This window comes from Polaribacter marinus (genome assembly GCF_022662535.1).
Lineage (GTDB): Bacteria > Bacteroidota > Bacteroidia > Flavobacteriales > Flavobacteriaceae > Polaribacter > Polaribacter marinus.
The window spans coordinates 65,078-84,463 of sequence record NZ_JAKQYM010000006.1 but is presented as its reverse complement, the minus strand read 5'-3'; the positions used below and the strand labels follow the sequence as shown (position 1 = coordinate 84,463).

General features: G+C 29.4%; 15 protein-coding genes. 8 read left to right on the top strand and 7 right to left on the bottom strand.

What is annotated here, in order from left to right; all coding sequences use genetic code 11:
- Nucleotides 1-54 precede the first annotated feature (54 nt).
- Nucleotides 55-1,056 carry an NAD-dependent epimerase/dehydratase family protein gene (locus tag MC378_RS09445; RefSeq protein ID WP_242178515.1) on the top strand — a complete coding sequence of 334 codons (1,002 nt, stop codon included), beginning with the start codon at nt 55-57 and terminating at the stop codon, nt 1,054-1,056.
- Here the strand turns inward: MC378_RS09445 and MC378_RS09440 are convergent.
- The 3 genes from MC378_RS09440 to MC378_RS09430 are packed head-to-tail and all read right to left on the bottom strand — an operon-like array spanning nt 1,046 to nt 3,566.
- Nucleotides 1,046-1,495: a DUF4296 domain-containing protein gene (locus MC378_RS09440; RefSeq protein ID WP_242178514.1), complete on the bottom strand. Its 450-nt coding sequence runs from the start codon at nt 1,493-1,495 to the stop codon at nt 1,046-1,048. The genes MC378_RS09445 and MC378_RS09440 overlap by 11 nt on opposite strands.
- 1 nt (nt 1,496) lies before the next feature.
- Entirely contained in the window at nt 1,497-2,834 is a 1,338-nt protein-coding gene (locus tag MC378_RS09435) for a dihydroorotase (protein ID WP_242178513.1), read from the bottom strand.
- Between the two features lie 9 nt (nt 2,835-2,843).
- Nucleotides 2,844-3,566 carry a polyprenol monophosphomannose synthase gene (locus MC378_RS09430; RefSeq protein WP_242178512.1) on the bottom strand — a complete coding sequence of 241 codons (723 nt, stop codon included), beginning with the start codon at nt 3,564-3,566 and terminating at the stop codon, nt 2,844-2,846.
- A gap of 81 nt (nt 3,567-3,647) precedes the next feature.
- Here MC378_RS09430 and MC378_RS09425 point away from each other — a divergent pair, with 81 nt between their 5' ends.
- Nucleotides 3,648-4,289: a DUF4271 domain-containing protein gene (locus MC378_RS09425; RefSeq protein ID WP_242178511.1), complete on the top strand. Its 642-nt coding sequence runs from the start codon at nt 3,648-3,650 to the stop codon at nt 4,287-4,289.
- A 21-nt stretch (nt 4,290-4,310) separates the two neighbouring features.
- Entirely contained in the window at nt 4,311-5,057 is a 747-nt protein-coding gene (locus MC378_RS09420) for a uroporphyrinogen-III synthase (RefSeq protein WP_242178510.1), read from the top strand.
- Between the two features lie 82 nt (nt 5,058-5,139).
- Here MC378_RS09420 and radA read toward each other — a convergent pair whose 3' ends face one another.
- From radA to panC, 4 genes are all read right to left on the bottom strand, one after another.
- Nucleotides 5,140-6,501, bottom strand: coding sequence for a DNA repair protein RadA (gene radA, locus MC378_RS09415; RefSeq protein WP_242178509.1), 1,362 nt, complete (start codon nt 6,499-6,501; stop codon nt 5,140-5,142).
- A gap of 197 nt (nt 6,502-6,698) precedes the next feature.
- Entirely contained in the window at nt 6,699-7,643 is a 945-nt protein-coding gene (locus MC378_RS09410) for a lysylphosphatidylglycerol synthase transmembrane domain-containing protein (protein ID WP_242178508.1), read from the bottom strand.
- 2 nt (nt 7,644-7,645) lie between these two features.
- Complete coding sequence (gene panD / locus MC378_RS09405) at nt 7,646-7,996, bottom strand: aspartate 1-decarboxylase (protein ID WP_242178507.1); 351 nt, start codon at nt 7,994-7,996, stop codon at nt 7,646-7,648.
- Nucleotides 7,997-8,024: 28 nt separating this feature from the next.
- On the bottom strand, nt 8,025-8,873 hold the full coding sequence (gene panC / locus MC378_RS09400; protein WP_242178506.1) for a pantoate--beta-alanine ligase: 849 nt from the start codon (nt 8,871-8,873) through the stop codon (nt 8,025-8,027).
- A 97-nt stretch (nt 8,874-8,970) separates the two neighbouring features.
- On the opposite strand from panC, the gene MC378_RS09395 reads away from it, so the two are divergent.
- The 5 genes from MC378_RS09395 to MC378_RS09375 all read left to right on the top strand — a co-directional run bounded on the left by MC378_RS09395 (nt 8,971) and on the right by MC378_RS09375 (nt 19,355).
- Entirely contained in the window at nt 8,971-9,780 is an 810-nt protein-coding gene (locus MC378_RS09395) for a glycogen/starch synthase (RefSeq protein ID WP_242178505.1), read from the top strand.
- 11 nt (nt 9,781-9,791) lie between these two features.
- Nucleotides 9,792-11,384, top strand: coding sequence for a DUF4270 domain-containing protein (locus tag MC378_RS09390; RefSeq protein ID WP_242178504.1), 1,593 nt, complete (start codon nt 9,792-9,794; stop codon nt 11,382-11,384).
- A gap of 18 nt (nt 11,385-11,402) precedes the next feature.
- Complete coding sequence (glmS, locus tag MC378_RS09385; protein WP_242178503.1) at nt 11,403-13,259, top strand: glutamine--fructose-6-phosphate transaminase (isomerizing); 1,857 nt, start codon at nt 11,403-11,405, stop codon at nt 13,257-13,259.
- Between the two features lie 283 nt (nt 13,260-13,542).
- Nucleotides 13,543-18,714: a PAS domain-containing protein gene (locus MC378_RS09380; RefSeq protein ID WP_242178502.1), complete on the top strand. Its 5,172-nt coding sequence runs from the start codon at nt 13,543-13,545 to the stop codon at nt 18,712-18,714.
- Complete coding sequence (locus MC378_RS09375; protein WP_242178501.1) at nt 18,714-19,355, top strand: response regulator; 642 nt, start codon at nt 18,714-18,716, stop codon at nt 19,353-19,355. Before MC378_RS09380 ends, MC378_RS09375 begins: the two co-directional genes overlap by 1 nt.
- Nucleotides 19,356-19,386: the final 31 nt, after the last annotated feature.

The window sequence follows — 19,386 nt, the reverse complement described above, 5'->3', positions numbered from 1 at the left end:
ATTTATCAGTTGGCAAATATAAGTTTATCAAGCAAAATATACTAAATTCGTACTATGATTTTAGTTACCGGAGGCACAGGTTTAGTAGGTTCTCATTTGTTGTATCATTTAAGTTTACAAAATGATACAATTAGAGCTGTTTACAGAACGAAATCGTCTTTAGAAAATGTAAAAAAAGTATTTTCATATTATACGTCTGATGAATCTTATTTTGAAAAAATAGAATGGTTTCAAGCTGATATTACGGATGTACCCTCTATGATTCCTGCTTTTTTAGGGATACAATATGTGTATCATTGTGCTGCGTTTATTTCTTTTCATCCGAAGGATTATAGAAGAATGCGAAAAGTAAATATTCATGGAACGGCAATTATTGTAAATCTTTGTATCGATTCAAAAATTCAAAAATTATGTTTTGTAGGATCTATCGCTTCTGTGGGAGATGCTGTAAAAGGAGAGTTAATTACAGAAGAAAATGAATGGAACAAGGAGTTAGATAATAGTGGATATTCTATTACCAAATTTGGTGCAGAAATGGAGGTTTGGCGCGCAAGTCAAGAAGGAGTTGATGTGGTTATTGTAAACCCTGGAGTAATATTAGGAAGTGGTTTTTGGAATGCTGGATCAGGGAAATTATTTTCTCAAGTTTACAAAGAATTTCCGTTTTATACAGAAGGAGTTACGGGTTTTGTTGCTGTACAAGATGTTGTAAAAGCCATGATTTTATTAATGAATTCAACGGTAATAAATGAACGTTTTATTTTGGTTTCAGAAAACAAATCATTTAAAGAAATTTTCTTTTTAATTGCAGATGCTTTTGGTAAAAAACGACCTTCTAAAAAGATTAAACCTTGGCAAACTTCCGTTTTTTGGAGAATTTCTAGTTTGTTCTCTTTTTTTAGCAGAAAAGAACCTTTGTTAAGTAAGTATTCTGCAAGATCTGCACATTCAGTTTCAGAATATTCATCAGAAAAAATAAGAAAAACTTTGAACTTTGAGTTTGAAAAAATAAGGGATACTGTAAAAAGAGTTTGTCAAAATTATCCTAAGATTTAGGCACGATCTTTTTTAAGGTTAATTTATTGTTTTTAAGATCTATAGGCTTTTTTACTACTTTATGCTTTTTAATAGAATCTATTCTAATAGAATCTTTTTTGTTTTTTAAAGCAGTTAATTCTTCTTTTTGTTTTTCTAAATTAGCTTTCACATCGTTAAAAATTTTTTGATATAAATCTATATTAGACATATAGTATAAATTACTGTTTTTAAAACGAGTACTGTCAATTTTATATCGCTCATAAACAAAAGACATATAATTAATATTCTTTTCTAAGTTTATGTTTTTTACATATTTAGAAGAAGATGCAATCATTATTTCTTGTAAAACAAGACTCATTGTATCTTTTGGAATTAAGTCTTTGGGTTTTTTAAAAATGGTATTACTTGTACAAGAAAACAAGAATGTTAATAAAAAAAAGTAAAGAATTTTTTTCATCTTATCTATTAAATGTTAGTCTTTTACCTTTTATTTTATCGTTAAAAAGGCCATTATTATATATTAAATTTCCATTAACAAATGTCTGTGTTACGGTTGATGAAAAAGTGGTTCCTTCAAAAGGAGACCAACCACATTTGTATAAAATAGTATCTTTAGAAACAGTTTGGGGCTTGTTGGTGTCTATTAATACTAAATCCGCAAAATAACCTTCTTTAATAAAACCACGTTTTTCAATTTGAAATAATATTGCCGGATTATGGCTCATTTTTTCTACCGCTTTTTCAATTGAAATTACTCCTTCTTTTACTTTTTCTAGAATTGCTGTTACAGCATGTTGTACCAAAGGCCCACCACTTGGTGCTTTTGTGTATACGTTTGTTTTTTCCTCTAAAGTATGAGGCGCATGGTCTGTTGCTAGTACATCAATTCTATCATCTAAAAGCGCTTTCCATAAACCCAATCGGTCTTTTTCTGTTTTTACAGCAGGATTCCATTTTATATGAGTTCCTTTTTCTTCATAATCTTTATCAGAAAACCACAAATGATGAATACAAACTTCTGCAGTAATTTGTTTGTCTTTTAAAGGAATATCGTTTCTAAATAATGCGGTTTCTTTAGCTGTTGACACATGAAAAATATGCAATCTTGCACCTGTTTTTTTAGCTAATTTTATTGCTTTAGAAGAAGATAAATAACACGCTTCTTCGCTTCTAATAATTGGATGGTATTTTACAGGAATATCATCACCATATTTTGCTTTAAATTCTTCTGTGTTTTTTCTGATGGTTGCCTCATCTTCACAATGTACAGAAATAATCATTTTTGTGGATGAAAATATTTTTTCTAAAATTTCTTCATTATCAACTAACATATTTCCAGTAGATGAACCTAAGAACAATTTAATTCCGGCAACTTTTTTAGGATCTGTTTTTAATAATTCTTCTAAATTATCATTTGTTCCACCAAACATAAAAGAATAGTTTGCATACGAATCGTTAGCTGCAATTTTAAATTTATCTTCTAATAAATTTTGAGTTGTTGCCTGTGGTACCGTGTTTGGCATTTCTATAAAAGTTGTAATTCCACCAGCAACGGCAGCTCTACTTTCTGTTGCAATATTTGCTTTATGTGTTAAGCCAGGTTCTCTAAAATGAACTTGGTCATCTATAAAACCAGGAATCAAATATTTGCCATTAGCATCAATAATTTCTACGTTTTCGGTAGCTTTTATTTCTGATGAAATTTCTTTTATAATTTCGTTTTCAACCAAAACATCACCTAAAAAAATGGTGTTTTCATTTACAATTTTAGCGTTTTTTATTAAATAAGAACTCATTATATCTTTTTATTTTGGCAATCCTTTTAATCTCATTTTTATCACTCCAAAAAGTGCTTCCGAAACAATATTACCACTCATTTTAGAAGTTCCTAAATCCCGATCTGTAAAAACTACAGAAACCTCTTTTATATTAAATTTGTGTTTCCAAGCTTTAAATTTCATTTCAATTTGAAAAGCATAACCTACAAACTTTATTTTATCAAGCTTTATAGTTTCTAATACTTTTCTATTCCAACAAACAAAACCAGCAGTGGTATCAAAAACAGGAATTCTTGTTATAAACCTAACGTATTTTGAAGCGAAATAAGAAAGTAATAATCGTTTTATATCCCAATTTACCACATTTACTTGATTGTTAACATATCTAGAACCAATAGAAACATCGGCATTATTTTTTGTACAAGCATTATATAAACGAATTAAATCTTTTGGATTGTGAGAGAAATCTGCATCCATTTCAATAATGTATTCATATTTTTTTGATAAAGCCCATTTAAAACCATGAATATAAGCAGTTCCTAATCCGTTTTTACCTTTTCTTTTTTCTATAAAAAGTTGATTGGGAAACTCTGTAATTAAACGCTCTACAATTTCGGAAGTTCCATCAGGAGAGTTGTCATCAACTACTAAAATATCAAACTCTTTTTTCTGGTTAAAAGTAGCTCTAATAATAGCTTCAATGTTTTCTTTTTCGTTATAAGTAGGGATTATGACTAAAGCGTCTGACATAAATTAATTTTCAGTAGAGATAAAGACAAATATACAGTAATTAATTACTAATTTTGTGTTAATATTATTAAATCAAAATACTTGCAAGGGATAGAAAGAATTGAAAACTTTAATAATGGGATAACCATTGTTTTAATGGCTTTGTTTACTATTGTTTTTTTATTAAAAGGATTAAATGCTGACAAGTTAAAAGGTTTTGCGTTTTCTTTTTTTAACAAAGCTTTTGTAGAAAAAGAGGTTGAAGAAAACATGAGTTTTTTTAAAACTTTTTATGGTATAATTTTTATATTTTCAGTAGCGGTTTTAGCACTTGTTGTAACTAATTTTTTACAATACCAAGACCCTACAAATCCTCAAGAAATTATACAGTATTGGGCTATATTATTGATTTTGTTTCTTTATTTTTTAATAAAATGGGTTTTAGAAAACGTTTTGGCTGCTTTGTTTTTAATTAAAGAAGAGGTTCGTTTTTTTTTAATTTCAAAATCCACCTATTTTTATACAGTTTCTTTGATGCTTTTTATAGCATATGTTTTATTTGAATATACGGGTCTAAAACCAACCTATTTGTATTATTTCACATGCTTTTTGTTTGTGCTGCGTTTTCTAATACAGATTGTAAATAACAAAAAGCTGATTTTTAGCAAGTTGTTTTATTTTATTTTGTACCTTTGCGCCTTCGAAATAGCACCGCTATTTATACTGTTTAAATTGATGCTTTAAATTTTAAAAACAAAAGCGTATATGAAAGTGAAAACGATTTTAGTTTCGCAGCCTGCCCCTAAGACAGAAACTTCACCTTATTTTGATTTATCCGAAAAACAAAAAGTAAAAATAGATTTTAGATCTTTTATTCATGTAGAAGGAATTTCTGTAAAAGAAGTTAGAGGTCAAAAAATAGATTTAGCTAATTTTACTGCAATTATATTAACAAGTAGAAATGCTGTAGATCATTTTTTTAGGATTGCTGAAGAAATGCGTTTTAAAGTGCCAGATGCAATGAAATATTTTTGTCAGTCTGAAGCAGTTGCCTATTATCTGCAAAAATATGTTGTGTATAGAAAACGTAAAATTTATGTAGGACAAAGAACGTTTCCAGATTTAACTAAATTGATTAAAAAGCACAAAACTGAAAAGTTTTTATTGCCTTCTTCAGACAAATTAAAACCCTTAATTCCTGAGGAATTAAATAAATTAGGAATAGATTGGACGAGAGTAGATTTGTACAGAACAGTCGTCAGTGATTTATCTGATTTAGAAGATGTTTTTTATGATGTTTTAGTGTTTTTTAGCCCTTCTGGAATTGAATCTTTATTGAAAAATTTTCCAGACTTTAAACAAAATAAAACTAGAATTGCAGCCTTTGGAAATTCTACTATAAAAGCTGTTGAAGATGCCGGTTTTAAATGTGATATACATGCACCGACACCAGAAACACCTTCTATGACAATGGCTTTAGAGAAGTATATTAAAGTAGTAAATAAAAAATAAGTTATTTTGAATTTAATTCAGATACACACTATAAAAACCGATCAGAAATGTTCGGTTTTTTTTATTTAAAAATGCAATTGTCTTAAGCAAATAAAGTGGCAAATGCCTCTTCAATTTTACCGACTAAAACCAATCTTATTCCGTGGTTTTTGGAAGTAATTTTATTGTATTTAGAAGCCACTAAAGTTTTATACCCTAATTTTTCTGCTTCTGTAATTCGTTGATCTATTTTGGAAACAGGTCTAATTTCTCCAGCTAAACCAACCTCTGCAGCAAAACAAACATTAGGGTTAATTGCAACATCTTTGTTAGATGATAAGATGGCTGCAACAACCGCCAAATCAATTGCAGGATCATCTACATTAATACCTCCAGTAATATTTAAAAACACATCTTTAGCGCCTAATTTAAAGCCAGCTCTTTTTTCTAAAACCGCCAAAATCATGTGTAAGCGTTTTAAATTATAACCGGTTGTAGAACGCTGAGGAGTTCCATAAACAGCAGTAGAAACCAAGGCTTGTATTTCTATCATTAAAGGTCTAATTCCTTCCAAGGTACTTGCAATTGCAGTTCCGCTTAAATCTGCATCTTTTTTAGAAATTAAAATTTCAGACGGATTAGAGATTTCTCTTAATCCGCTAGAAAGCATCTCGTAAATTCCTAATTCAGAGGTAGAACCAAATCTATTTTTTTGACTTCTTAAAATTCTGTAGGTGTGGTTTCTGTCTCCTTCAAATTGTAAAACAACATCTACCATGTGTTCTAAAATTTTGGGTCCAGCTATATTTCCATCTTTATTGATATGGCCAATTAACAAAACAGGAGTAGCGGTTTCTTTGGCATATTTTATGAGCTCTGCAGCCGTTTCTCTAATTTGAGAAATGCTTCCAGGAGAAGCTTCTATGGAGCTTGTGTATAATGTTTGTATAGAATCTATAACTAAAACTTCTGGTTCGGTTTCTTCAATGTTTTTGAAAATATTTTGTGTGTTTGTTTCTGTAAGAATTAAGCAATTAGAGTTGTTGGCCTCTAATCTTTCTGCTCTCATTTTTATTTGAGATTGACTTTCTTCACCAGAAACATACAATACTTTCTGGCTGATATTTAACGCAACTTGTAATAATAAAGTCGATTTTCCAATTCCTGGTTCACCGCCTAAAAGTGTAACAGATCCTTTTACCAATCCGCCACCTAAAACCGTGTCTAATTCGTTGTTGTTGGTAACAATTCTTTCTTCTGGGTTTAACTGAATTTCAGCAACTTTTAAAGGTTTGTTTATAGTTTGTTTTGCAGTTGTAGATTGTTTCCAAACGCGTTTTTCTTCTTTTTGTATTACTTCTTCTACAATGGTATTCCATTCTTTACAAGCACTGCATTGTCCTACCCATTTTGCATGTTGGGTTCCACAATTCTGACAGAAAAAAGTTGTTTTGGTTTTAGCCATTTTTTTAAAAAAGTTACAAAGTTTTAGAAAAACAAAGTTACAAAGTTTATAAGCATGTAACTTTTAAAAAATAATAATAAAAAAAGATTTTCTAAAAGCTAGCAAACAGTTGCGTTAGCGATTGAAGTGGCATCCTTTTTGCTTTTTTGCAAAAAGATATAACGTAAAGCGCGACCTTTGTGGTAACGCCCAAAAAATTATTTATTTTTATTATAAATGGGTAAGAATAAAAATGCCAAACCACCAAAAACAATAATCATTGCTGTTTGTGCAGCCCACATAATCCAACCAAAAGCAGTTGCGGGTTCTGTAGGGATATCGAACAAAGCCAATGCTCCTGCCACAGCAATTGGATACAAACCAATACCTCCATTTGTTGCAGCGATAGAAAATCCACCAGCAATAAAACCAATTAAAATTCCGCCAAAAGGAACGTGTAATCCTTCAATAGCAGGAATGGTTGCCCAAAACATGGCTACATACATTGCCCAAATAAATACGGTATGAAAAATAAACGCCCATTTATTTTTCATTTTAAAGATACTGGTAACGCCTTCAATTAAGCCAGAAACAAAGGTTTTAATTTTTAGTAAAAATCCTGTTTTTGCTTTTTTAACAAAGGAAGAAAAAATAAAGAAACCAATAGTTAAAATGGCTAAACCGATGATTATTTTTGTTGGGTCGAAATTTTTTGTGAGCAATTCATAAATAAAATCGAACTGTACAAAAAGTGTAATTGCTACAATAGAAAGCATCATTATTAAATCTGCAATTCTTTCAGCTACAATGGTTCCAAAACCTTTTTCGAATGGAATTTCTTCGTAATTGGCCATTACGGTAGCTCTAGAGATTTCTCCAGCTCTTGGTAATGCTAAGTTTACTAAATAGCCTATTAAAACAGCTAAAACACTGTTTGTGAATTTTGGCTTAAAACCTAAAGGTTCTAACATAAACTTCCATCTATATGCTCTAGATAAGTGGCTTAAAATTCCGAAAAATAAACCTAAACAAATCCAACCGTATTTGGCTTCTTTAAAGTAGCCAATTAAAACATCTATTGAGATTTTGGAGATAGAATACCAAACTAAAAAACCTCCCAAAACGAGAGGTAATATAATTTTTAAAATCTTTTTAATATTCAAAACTAGGTAAGTGTATTGTCTTTTTCGTTAGGAAATACTAAAGCAGGCTTAAATACTTTAGCTTCTTCTAGTTCCATAAAAGCATAAACAATTAAAATTAAAACATCATTTACAGCAACTCTTCTTGCGGCTGCTCCGTTTAATGTAATTTCTCCACTTTTACGAGGCCCAGGAATTGCATAGGTTTCTAAACGCTCTCCATTATTGTTATTTACAATTTGAACACGTTCCCCTTCAATAATGTTGGCAGCATCCATTAAATCTTCGTCAATGGTAATGCTTCCTATATAATTTAAATCGGCACCTGTAACTTTTACACGGTGGATTTTTGATTTTACTACTTGTACTAACATGTTGCAAAAATACTGTTTTTTTTGATTACTAATTTTTTAAATGTATGTTATCAATCAATCTGATGTCTCCTGCAAATACAGCAATAAAAGCTCTGTATTTCTTATTAGATTCTTTGCTTTTTATGGTTTTTAATGTTTTTTCATCAGCAATTGTAAAGTACTCTAAATCTAATAAAGGATGTTTTTTAAACTGATCCTCTACCCATTCAGTAAGTTTAGTAGCACTTTCTGTGCCAAATTTAGCATAAACTTTTTTTAATGTTTTATAAATAAAAGGAGCTGCATCTCTATGTTCTTTAGACAACCTAGTATTTCTAGAGCTCATAGCCAAACCATCTTTTTCTCTAAAAATTGGACACCCTTTTATCTTTACAGATAATTGGTTTTTTTTGACCATTTTTTTGATGATTTGTAGTTGCTGAAAATCTTTTTGTCCAAAATAAGCTTTGTTTGGTGTAACAATTTCAAAGAGTGTCTTTACAATTGTACCTACTCCGTTAAAATGACCATCTCTAAATTTTCCTTCCATTTGATTCTCTAATCCATCAAAATTAAACTTTTCTGAAATAATATTTTTAGCATAAATTTCTTTTACAGAAGGATAAAATAGCACATCACAAGAAACAGACTCTAATAATTTTGTATCGTTTTCTAATGTTTTAGGATATTTTTCTAAATCTTCTGTATTGTCAAACTGAGTTGGATTTACAAAAATACTTACCACAACAATGTCGTTTTTTTGTTTGGCTTTATTGATTAAAGACAAATGACCTTGGTGTAAAGCTCCCATTGTTGGTACAAAACCAATAGTTTTATTCATCAATTTTAAATTGGATAAATAATCTTTTAAATCGGTTTTTTTATTAAAAATTTTCATTCTAAAAAATTAAGCAAAGTCTGCAAACTTACCATTTTAACACGATATTAGCATAATAATTTGTACTTTTGCGCATCTTATAAAAGAGTTTGATTTAATGAAGGACAAGAGAATTTTATTTGTGTCGTCTGAAGTGGTTCCTTATCTACCGGAAACTGAACTTTCTTCTACGGCATTTAATGCAGCCAAAAACGCACATTCTAAAGGGGTACAAACACGTATTTTTATGCCAAGATATGGCGTAATTAACGAGAGAAGACATCAATTACACGAGGTTATTCGTTTATCTGGAATGAACTTAGTTGTAAATGATGTAGATATGCCGCTAATTATAAAAGTAGCATCTATTCCTAAAGAAAGAATGCAGGTCTATTTTATAGATAATGAAGAATACTTTAAAAGAAAAGCTGTTTTTACAGATGAAGATGATCAGTTGTTTTCAGATAATGACGAGCGTGCAATTTTCTTTGCAAAAGGAGTTATAGAAACTGTAAAAAAATTAAATTGGGCGCCAGATATTATCCACGTTCATGGATGGTTGGCATCTTTATTACCTCTTTACCTTAAAGAGTTTTACAAAGAAGAACCATTATTTACAGAAAGTAAAATTGTAACGTCTTTGTATAATAATAGTTTTGAAGGTACCTTGGATACTGAGCTTGCTAATAAAGTTAAGTTTGATATGGGAGAGGGAAAAAAACTAGCAACTATAGAAACACCAAGCCATACTAATATTTTAAAAAGTGCTATCGAAAATTCTGATGCAATTATTCATGGAAGTGAAACAATTTCTGAAGAATTAGAATCTTTTATAAAAGAAAAAGAAATGCCTGTTTTAGAATATCAATTAGAAAACTTAAAAGAATCTTATTTAAATTTTTATGCTGATTTATTATCAGTTGATTAATTAATTTTATTGTGAAAAGAATTATTAGAAAGAGTTTATACCTAGGTGTTTTAGTGTCTTTATTTTCTGCAGTTATTTCTTGCGAAGAAGACTTTACAAATATTGGTACAGAAGTTATTAGCAACACTAAGTTTGATATTGGTCAAGAATTGATTGACATCAAAGTAGAAAATAGTCCTTTAGAAAAGGTTCAATCCGACAATATTTCTAGAGAACCTGGAGAATATTTATTAGGGGTTTATGCTAGCCCAGAATATGAGAAAGTAGAAGCTTCTATTATTTCTCAAGTTGCAATCTCTGTAGGAATAAAATTAATAGATGAAGAAAACAGCAATTACGGTGCAGATACAACTGTGGTAACAACTATAGATACTGTTTTTATCAAATTACCATATCATGCTACTTTAGAAGAAACAACATCTACAGGGCCAGAATTTAAATTAGATTCAATTATTGGAGATCAAACTAAAAGTTTTACTTTAAACGTGTATCAAACAGATACTTATTTAAATAGTTTAGACCCTACAGATCCTTCAAAATTAAATAAATACTATTCTAATAGTGTTTTTCAAAAAACAGGAAGTGAGTTAAATAGTGAGTTAAACTTACAGTTTAAACCAAACAAAAATGATACTTTAATTGTTATTAAAAGAAGATTGAGTAATGATGTAGAATATACTAAAGATACTGTTAAGTATGTTGCTTCTACAACAAACAGTACTCCTCTTCCTTTTGCTAGAATTCCTTTAAAAGAAGATGTAATAAAAGCGTTATTTTTAGATAAATATGACTCTAACGAGTTTGCTTCTCAAGATGCTTTTAATGATTATTTTAGAGGCTTAATTCTTGAGGCAACAGGAAATGAAGGGTCTTTGATTTCATTTAGTTTTGGAAATACTTCTAATACAAGTTTAAATCCTTCTATTGAGGTGTATTATACTAACACTGTTTTAAAGTCAGGAACAATTGTTATAGACACTATAAGTAAAAACCATAGCTTTCCTTTATTAGGGCTCAGGTCAAATAATTTTAAAATGGAAGACAAAGTTTACCCTGTAAATAATGAAATTATTTTACAAGGTACAGCTGGTAGTGAAGCAAAAATAGATCTTTTTGGACCAGATAATGATGGAAACGGAATTGCAGATAAAATAGAAGAATTAAGAACTAAAAACTTATTAGTAAATGATGCTTCTTTAACTTTTTACATTAATCAGTCTGCTGATACTACAGCAGCGCCATATGCATTGTATTTGTATAAGTATGATGATACTGGTATTAATCCAACAGCAAGTCAAATAAAAGATGTTTATTCTGAAGGAACAGATGCTTTTAACGGACGCTTGGTAAGAGATGGTAATGGTAAAAAAGAAAAATATACTTTTAAAATTACAGATTATATTTCTGATTTATTAAGTGGAGAAACTAATTATTCTCCTACCTTAAAATTAAAAGTATTAAATGTTTCAGATTACCCTGTATCAGATTCTATCTTTACAAATTATAGTTGGAACCCTAAAGCAGTAACACTTTTTAATAATTCTGCTGTTAATGGAGATAAGAAAGCACAATTAAAGATTTCATATTCAGAGAAAAAGGATTAATTAATAAAAAAAAATGTTATGTGTGGAATTACAGGTTACATAGGTTATAGAGAGGCCTATCCAATAGTAATTAATGGACTAAAAAGATTAGAATACCGGGGTTATGATAGTGCTGGTGTTATGATGTTTGATGGAAACAACATACACCTTTCTAAAACCAAAGGAAAAGTTTCTGATTTAGAGGTTATTTCAAATAAAGAAGAAAAAAGAAAAAAAGGAAATATAGGAATTGGTCATACGCGTTGGGCAACCCACGGAGTTCCAAATGATGTTAATTCTCACCCACATGTTTCTCAATCGGGAGATTTGGTAATTGTTCATAATGGTATTATAGAAAATTATGACACTTTAAGAAAAGAATTAATTTCTAGAGGCTATACTTTTCATAGTGATACCGATACAGAAGTTTTAATAAATCTTATTGAAGAAGTAAAAAAACAAGAAGGTTGTAAATTAGGTAAAGCAGTTCAATTGGCTTTAAATAATGTAATTGGAGCTTATGCAATTGCAGTATTTGATAAAACAAAGCCAAATGAAATTGTTGTTGCTCGTTTAGGAAGTCCAATTGCAATTGGAGTTGGTAAAGACAATACAGAGTTTTTTGTTGCTTCTGATGCTTCTCCTTTTATAGAATACACTAAAGATGCTATTTATTTGGAAGATGAAGAAATGGCAATCATAAAATTAGGTAAAGGAGTAAATGTTCGTAAAATAAATGATGACTCTTTAGTTGATGCTGATGTTCATAAGTTAAAGATGAGTTTAGATCAAATTGAAAAAGGAGGTTATGATCACTTTATGTTGAAAGAGATTCATGAACAGCCAAAAGCAATTATTGATACTTATCGTGGTAGAATGCTAGCAGATGAGGGAATTATAAGAATGGCTGGTATTGATGATAACATGAATAAATTCTTAAATGCAGAGAGAATTATTATTGTTGCTTGTGGTACTTCTTGGCATGCTGGTTTAGTGGGAGAATACCTTATTGAAGACAAGGCACGAATTCCTGTTGAGGTAGAATATGCATCAGAATTTAGATATAGAAATCCAATAATTACTTCAAAAGATGTTGTTATTGCAATTTCACAATCTGGTGAAACTGCAGATACATTAGCAGCAATAAAATTAGCAAAATCAAAAGGAGCATTTGTTTTTGGTATTTGTAACGTTGTAGGGTCTTCTATTGCTAGAGAAACAGATGCAGGAGCTTATACGCATGCAGGACCAGAAATAGGAGTTGCATCTACAAAAGCTTTTACAACACAAATTACCGTTTTAACATTAATTGCTTTAAAACTAGCTTCTAAAAAAGGTGAAATTTCTAAACCAAAACTCAGAGCATTTTTACAAGAAATGCAAATGATTCCTAAGAAGGTAGAAGATTTATTAAAAATTGACGATAAAGTAAAAGAGATTGCTGCTGTTTATAAAGACGCACCAAACTGTTTGTATTTGGGTAGAGGGTTTAATTTCCCTGTGGCTTTAGAAGGTGCTTTAAAATTAAAAGAGATTTCTTATATTCATGCAGAAGGTTATCCTGCTGCAGAAATGAAACATGGACCAATTGCTTTAATTGATGAAAACATGCCTATTTTTGTAATTGCAACAAATAAAGGACATTACGAAAAAGTAGTTAGTAATATTCAAGAAATAAAATCTAGAGCAGGAAAAATTATTGCCATTGTTACAGAAGGCGATACACAAGTAAAGGAAATTGCAGATCATGTAATTGAGATCCCTGAAACCGAAGAAGCATTATCTCCTTTGTTAACTACAATTCCTTTTCAATTATTGTCTTATCATATTGCAGTTATGTTAGGTAAAAATGTAGATCAACCAAGAAATTTAGCAAAATCTGTTACCGTAGAGTAACTTATACTTTGCATTTAAATAATAAATAAATCCAGCTTTATGCTGGATTTATTGGTTTATAGATTCTAATAATTAATATTACTTCACAAACGAAGTCATAAATAAATTTACATTTATTTTTTCAGAAAAATCTTGTTGAGTTTTTTCTTAACTCTTAGATATATTAGTAAACTAAAAAAGGCACTAAAAAATTATACCTATCTTAGTCTTTAAGATATTTAATATGATATATAAGTTTGCTAAGATGCTAATTGATCACTGATATCTAATTAATCATAAAATTATGAATTATAGTCAGATAGCAATCTTGTTTATGCAGGGTACTTTGGTTGCCTTAGTAATGCTTTTATTATTCCATTTTCGTAAGCAGTTAGGTATTGGAGTTATGTTTGCCTGTCTTGGCTTATTTCAATTTGTTCAGGTTTCTTTATATAGTGCTGTTTCTATTTCAATTACAGATAATTTTTTAGTATCTCCTTCTTCTGCTGTCTATTTTACGGCAACTCTTTTTGTTTTACTAATGGTATATATAAAGGATGATACTACTGAAACAAAAAAAACAATTTACGCTTTGTTTATTGTAAACATCGTAATGTCGGTTCTTTTAGAGACATTAAACTGGCATTTTAATAATTTATCAACAGCTGCTCAGGTAAAGTTACCACAAAGGCTTTTTAATATTAATTCGTGGGGATTATTTGTGAACACAATTTTATTGTTTATAGATGCCTTTTTAATTATTATCTTATTTGAATATATAGCTAAAAGAATACGATTCTTATTCTTGCAAATTTTTATAACAATGTTAATTGTTATAATTTTTGATACATTAATTTTTACAACCATAGTTTTTTGGAATTTAGAAAATTTAGAATCAATTTTAATATCAGGGCTTATCTCAAAAGGAGTTTTTACAATTTTTTACAGTATTCTTCTCTATTCTTACTTAATATTATTTGATTCAAGAGAACCATTAACATTTATTTTTAACATCAAAGATGTATTTCAGCCTTTAACTTATAAACAGAAGTTTGAATCTGCAGAAAAAGTGATTCAAAAAAATGCAGAGATGTATCAAATTTTAACAGACCATTCTAAAGATTTAATCTTTTTACAAGAACCAGATAGTTCATTTAAATATATAAGTCCTACAATAAAAAAACTATTGGGTTATGAGCAATCGGAGTTTATAGGTAAATTTATTTTTAGTATTGTTCATAAGGATGATGTACTATCTCTAAAAGACACATTGAATAATAAATTATTTAGTAAAGGTATTGCTAAAGAAGCTATTCCTTTTAGAGTTCGTCATAAAAACGGACATTATATTTGGCTAGAATTTTTATCATCTCCTGTATATACGGGAAAAGAAATTAGCTATTTTGTTACTATCGCTAGAGATGTTACTCAAAGAGTTTTAGCCAACAAAAAACTTGAAACTTCTTTAGAGTTGTTTGAGAGCAGTGAGTTTTCCAAGAATGAAGCTAGTAAAATAGCTAAAATTGGATATTGGGAACATGACCTTGTAACAGATGTTGTTGTATGGTCGGATTATATATATCATATTTTTGGTTTACACCCCAAAGATGGAATTCCAAAAGAAGAAGAGATTTTTAGATACTTTGATAAAGATTCTCAAGATAAATTAATACAAGCAACTTTAGATCTTAAAACGAAAGGTGTTCATTATGATATTGAGTTAAAATGGATAAATCTTAAAAACGAAGTGATATGGGTGCGAAATGTTGCACAACCCATATATAACGAAAAAAAAGAAATTGTTGGCAAAAGAGGAATTCTGCAAAATATTGTAAACTCTAAAAAAGCACAACAAGAATTAGAGCTTTCTAAGCAAGAAATTCAAACTACTTTAGATCTTCTAGAGACAAGTGAGTATTCTAAGAATGAAGCTAGTAAAACGGCTAAAATAGGGTATCATCAATATGATATTGCAACAGATACGTTTATCTGGTCAGATTATCTTTATCATTTTTTTGGATTTGATCCTAAAAAACCAGTGCCCCCAAGAAATGAAATCGTTGTTTTATTTGATGAAGATTCTCAAAATAAAATGGCAAAAGCAACTGTAGAACTTGACAATAAAGGAATTCCTTATGACCTAGAGTTAAGAATAATCAATTTAAAAAACGAAGAGGTTTGGGTAAGAAATATAGCGGCACCTGTATATAATGAAAAAAATAAAATTGTTGGCAGAAGAGGTATTACCCAAGATATTACTGCTTCTAAAAAAGGGCAATTAGAATTAGAACATTCTAAAAATAAATTAGAAGCCTCTTTAGAGTTGGTAAAAGAAAATGAATATTTATTAAAAGAAGCCAGTAGAATGGCAAGTATAGGCTACTGGGGGTACGATAAACAAACCGATACCATTAGTTGGTCTGATTCTCTTCATAAAATTTATGGTACTAATCCAGAAGAAGGTGTGCCAAAAATTGAAGAAATCCTTAATTTTTTTAATAAAGAATCTAGAGAAAAACTGGTTGAAGCAACCGCAATGCTTGCCTCTAAAGGGGTTCGTTTTGAGATTGAATTACAAATGATTAATGCCAAAAAAGAAAAACGTTGGATATTAAACATTGGTGAGGGCATCTTTAATGATAAAAATGAGATTATTGGTAGAAGAGGTGTTTCGCAAGATATTACACAACAAAAACTCATTGAACAAAAAAATTTAATAGTATCAGAAAATTATAAAAAACTATTTGATAATGCTACGGTTTCTATTTTAAATGAAGATTTAAGTTTGGCTTTTAAACAAATTTTAGAACTTAAAAAACTTAAGATACCTAATCTTGAACTTTACTTTAATCAAAACCCTCAAGTATTATTAACTATACTAAATAAAGTAAAAATAGTAAAGGTAAATAAAGCTACTTTAAAATTGTTTAAAGTTAATAGTAGTCAAGAGTTTATAGAAAATATACAAGACACATTTGGAAAAGGTGCAAACAAAGTATTTGGAAAATTTATAGAAGCAATATGGAATAATGAAAAAATATTTATATCTGAAGTAAATTATAAAACCCTAAAAGGAGATGAATTTGCGGCAGTAGTTTCCATTCCTATTCCTCAAACAGAAATTGAACAGAAAACAGTTCCTATTAGTATACAGAGTATACAAAGTATAAGAGATGCAGAATACGCCCAAAGAGAATCTTTAAAAATGTTAAGATCTCAAAGCAAGTTTATAACTGCAATGACAGAAAATCAACCTGCAGGAATCATTGCATGTGATGCTAATGGTAAATTGGTTTTATTTAATAAAGTAGCTAAAGAATGGCACGGTATAGATGCTTTAAATATTTCTCAAAAAAAATGGGCAGAAAATTATGGTTTGTACAAAGAAGACGGAGAAACGTTACTTGAAAACCATGAAATACCTTTAGTGCAAGCTTTTAATGATAAAAAGGTTGCTAATGTTGAAATTGTAATTAAAGCAAAAAACAAAAAACCAAGAATTGTTGTTTGTAATGGTACTTCTTTTTCTGATTCAACAGGAAATAAATTAGGGGCATTAATAGTGATGAATGACATTACTCAACAAAAATTTGTAGAGAACAACTTAAAAAGAAGTCAATCTGAAATCAAAAGAAGTGAGTTTTTGTTAAATGAATCTGGAAGATTGGCTAAAGTTGGCGCCTGGGAAATTGAGTTGGCATCACAAAAAATACGTTGGTCAGAACAGGTTTTTGAAATACATGGTATTCCAGTAGGAGAAGTTCCTCCTCTTGATGAGTGTATCAGTTTTTATGTAGATGGTTCTGATAAAATTATTGCACAAGCGATTGAAGAAAGTATTGCAGAAAATAAAAAATTTGACCTTGTTTTAAGATTTAAGAATGTACAAAATCAAAAACTTTGGATTAATGCCATTGGCTATCCATTAACCAATAGTGAAGGGAAAATAACAAGTATAATAGGTGTTTTTCAAGATATAACTTTACAAAAAACAAGACAAAATAAATTAGATGCTCAAAATGAAAAATTATTTAAGTTAAACAATGCTTTAAACGAAGCACAACAATTATCTCATTTGGGAAGTTGGGAATATATTCTTGCAACAGATAAGGTTACGTGGTCTAAAGAATTATTTAACATTTTTGAACGTAAGTATGAATTAGGAGCACCAAATTACTCTGAACATAAATTACTATATACTGAAGAAAGTTTTGTTTTAATGAATGATTCTGTTAATAATTGTATTCAAGATCAAACTCCTTATAATATAGAGTTAGACATATATACTACTAATGGTTCTATAAAACATATAAGATCAAGAGGTAGGGTTATTAAAGATAAAGATCATAAAGTCATTGGTTGTTATGGAACCGCACAAGATATAACTGAAGAAAAGAAAATAAGTCTTAAAATTCAAAAGGCAGATGAGATGTATCGTATATTAACAGACAATTCTAATGACTTAATTTGTTTGCATAAACCCGATAGTACTTTTAAATATATTAGCCCTTCAGTAGAAACACTATTAGGATATCAACAAGCAGAACTTCAAGGTGAAAAAGCCTTAAGTATTGTTCATAAAGAAGATGTAGATGAATTAAAAGAAATTTTGAAAAAGCGAGCTCTTAAAGGAGTATTTATAGAAACCTTTTCTTGTAGAGTTCTTCATAAAAAAGGACATTATGTTTGGTTAGAGTTTTTAGCGTCACCTGTTTATAAAAACAAAGAGATTAGTCATTTTGTTTCATCAGCAAGAGATATTAGTCAATCTGTAATTGTAAAAAAAGAAATTGAAGAATATCAAACATCTCTTCAGAAATTAACTACTGAAATTACCTTGATTGAAGAAAAACAAAAAAAAGAAATTGCTTCAAATATACACGATCATCTAAGTCAGTCTTTAGTTATTTCTAAAATGAAAATTAATGAGTTGAAAAAAAATCCGCAATTAAAAGGAACTGAAGAAGATTTAAAATTTATTGAAACACACATTTCTACTGCCTTAGAAAATAGTAGAAAAATTACTTACGAACTTTCTCCTCCAATATTATATCAATTGGGTATTATAGATGCTTTAGGCTGGCTTTTAGAGGAGATAGAAACCATTCATAAAATTAAATGTCAACTTACTAGTAATGTAGATTATATCAAACTAAGCGACATAGAATCAATTTTATTATATAGAAGTATACAAGAAGTAATAAATAATACGATTAAATATGCTAAAGCATCTTTAATAACTTTAGAGGTTGATAAAAATACTCTTGGAGTAAATCTTTTTGTTAGAGATAATGGCGCAGGGTTTGACACTTCTAAATTATATAATAACATCCGTTCTGGTTCGGGGTCTGGTTTTGGTCTTTTTACAGTTCAAGAACGTATTAAAAATATACAAGGGGAGTTTAATATAAAATCAAAAAAGAATATAGGAACAACGGTAAGTTTTTTTATACCTTTATCTAAAAGAGTTATCTAATGGAAATTAAAATAGTATTAGTAGATGATCATAAGTTACTTAGGGATGGTTTAAGAAATATTATAGAACAAAAGTCAAACATGCAAATAATTGGTGAAGCTTCCGATGGGAGAGAAGCTATAAAAACATGTTTAAAATTACAACCAGATGTTGTTGTTCTAGATGTTGCAATGCCAGGTTTAAATGGTATAGAGGCAGCAAGACAGATTATAAAAAATCAACCAGGTATAAAAATAATAGGTGTTTCTATGCATTCTACAAAACAATTTATTCAAGGAATGTTTAATGCAGGTGCTTTTGGTTATTTATTAAAAGATGGAGATTCAGATGAAATGATTGATGCAATCTCTACAGTAATGCAAAATAAAAAATACCTATCAAAAGATATTGATCAAGAATTTTTGTCTTTACTTAAAAATGGAGAAACAATAGAAGAAGTAGAGTTGAGCGCTAGAGAAAAAGAAGTATTACAATTAATTTCAGAAGGTAATTCGTCTAAAGAAATTGGTGAAATTCTATTTTTAAGCTCAAAAACGATAGATGTTCATAGAAATAATATTATGAAAAAAATAGACCTCTATACCATTTCTGAGTTAACAAAATATGCAATTCAAAAAGGACTAACATCATTAGATTTATAAGGTTTATATAAGCATTTTGCTTACCTATGTG

Bases quoted from the DNA above. Each gene is read 5' to 3' on its own strand.
- MC378_RS09445 (WP_242178515.1), top strand. From the start codon at position 55: ATGATTTTAGTTACCGGAGGCACAGGTTTAGTAGGTTCTCATTTGTTG.
- MC378_RS09440 (WP_242178514.1), bottom strand. From the start codon at position 1,495: ATGAAAAAAATTCTTTACTTTTTTTTATTAACATTCTTGTTTTCTTGT.
- MC378_RS09435 (WP_242178513.1), bottom strand. From the start codon at position 2,834: ATGAGTTCTTATTTAATAAAAAACGCTAAAATTGTAAATGAAAACACC.
- MC378_RS09430 (WP_242178512.1), bottom strand. From the start codon at position 3,566: ATGTCAGACGCTTTAGTCATAATCCCTACTTATAACGAAAAAGAAAAC.
- MC378_RS09420 (WP_242178510.1), top strand. From the start codon at position 4,311: ATGAAAGTGAAAACGATTTTAGTTTCGCAGCCTGCCCCTAAGACAGAA.
- radA (WP_242178509.1), bottom strand. From the start codon at position 6,501: ATGGCTAAAACCAAAACAACTTTTTTCTGTCAGAATTGTGGAACCCAA.
- panD (WP_242178507.1), bottom strand. From the start codon at position 7,996: ATGTTAGTACAAGTAGTAAAATCAAAAATCCACCGTGTAAAAGTTACA.
- panC (WP_242178506.1), bottom strand. From the start codon at position 8,873: ATGAAAATTTTTAATAAAAAAACCGATTTAAAAGATTATTTATCCAAT.
- MC378_RS09395 (WP_242178505.1), top strand. From the start codon at position 8,971: ATGAAGGACAAGAGAATTTTATTTGTGTCGTCTGAAGTGGTTCCTTAT.
- glmS (WP_242178503.1), top strand. From the start codon at position 11,403: ATGTGTGGAATTACAGGTTACATAGGTTATAGAGAGGCCTATCCAATA.
- MC378_RS09380 (WP_242178502.1), top strand. From the start codon at position 13,543: ATGAATTATAGTCAGATAGCAATCTTGTTTATGCAGGGTACTTTGGTT.
- MC378_RS09375 (WP_242178501.1), top strand. From the start codon at position 18,714: ATGGAAATTAAAATAGTATTAGTAGATGATCATAAGTTACTTAGGGAT.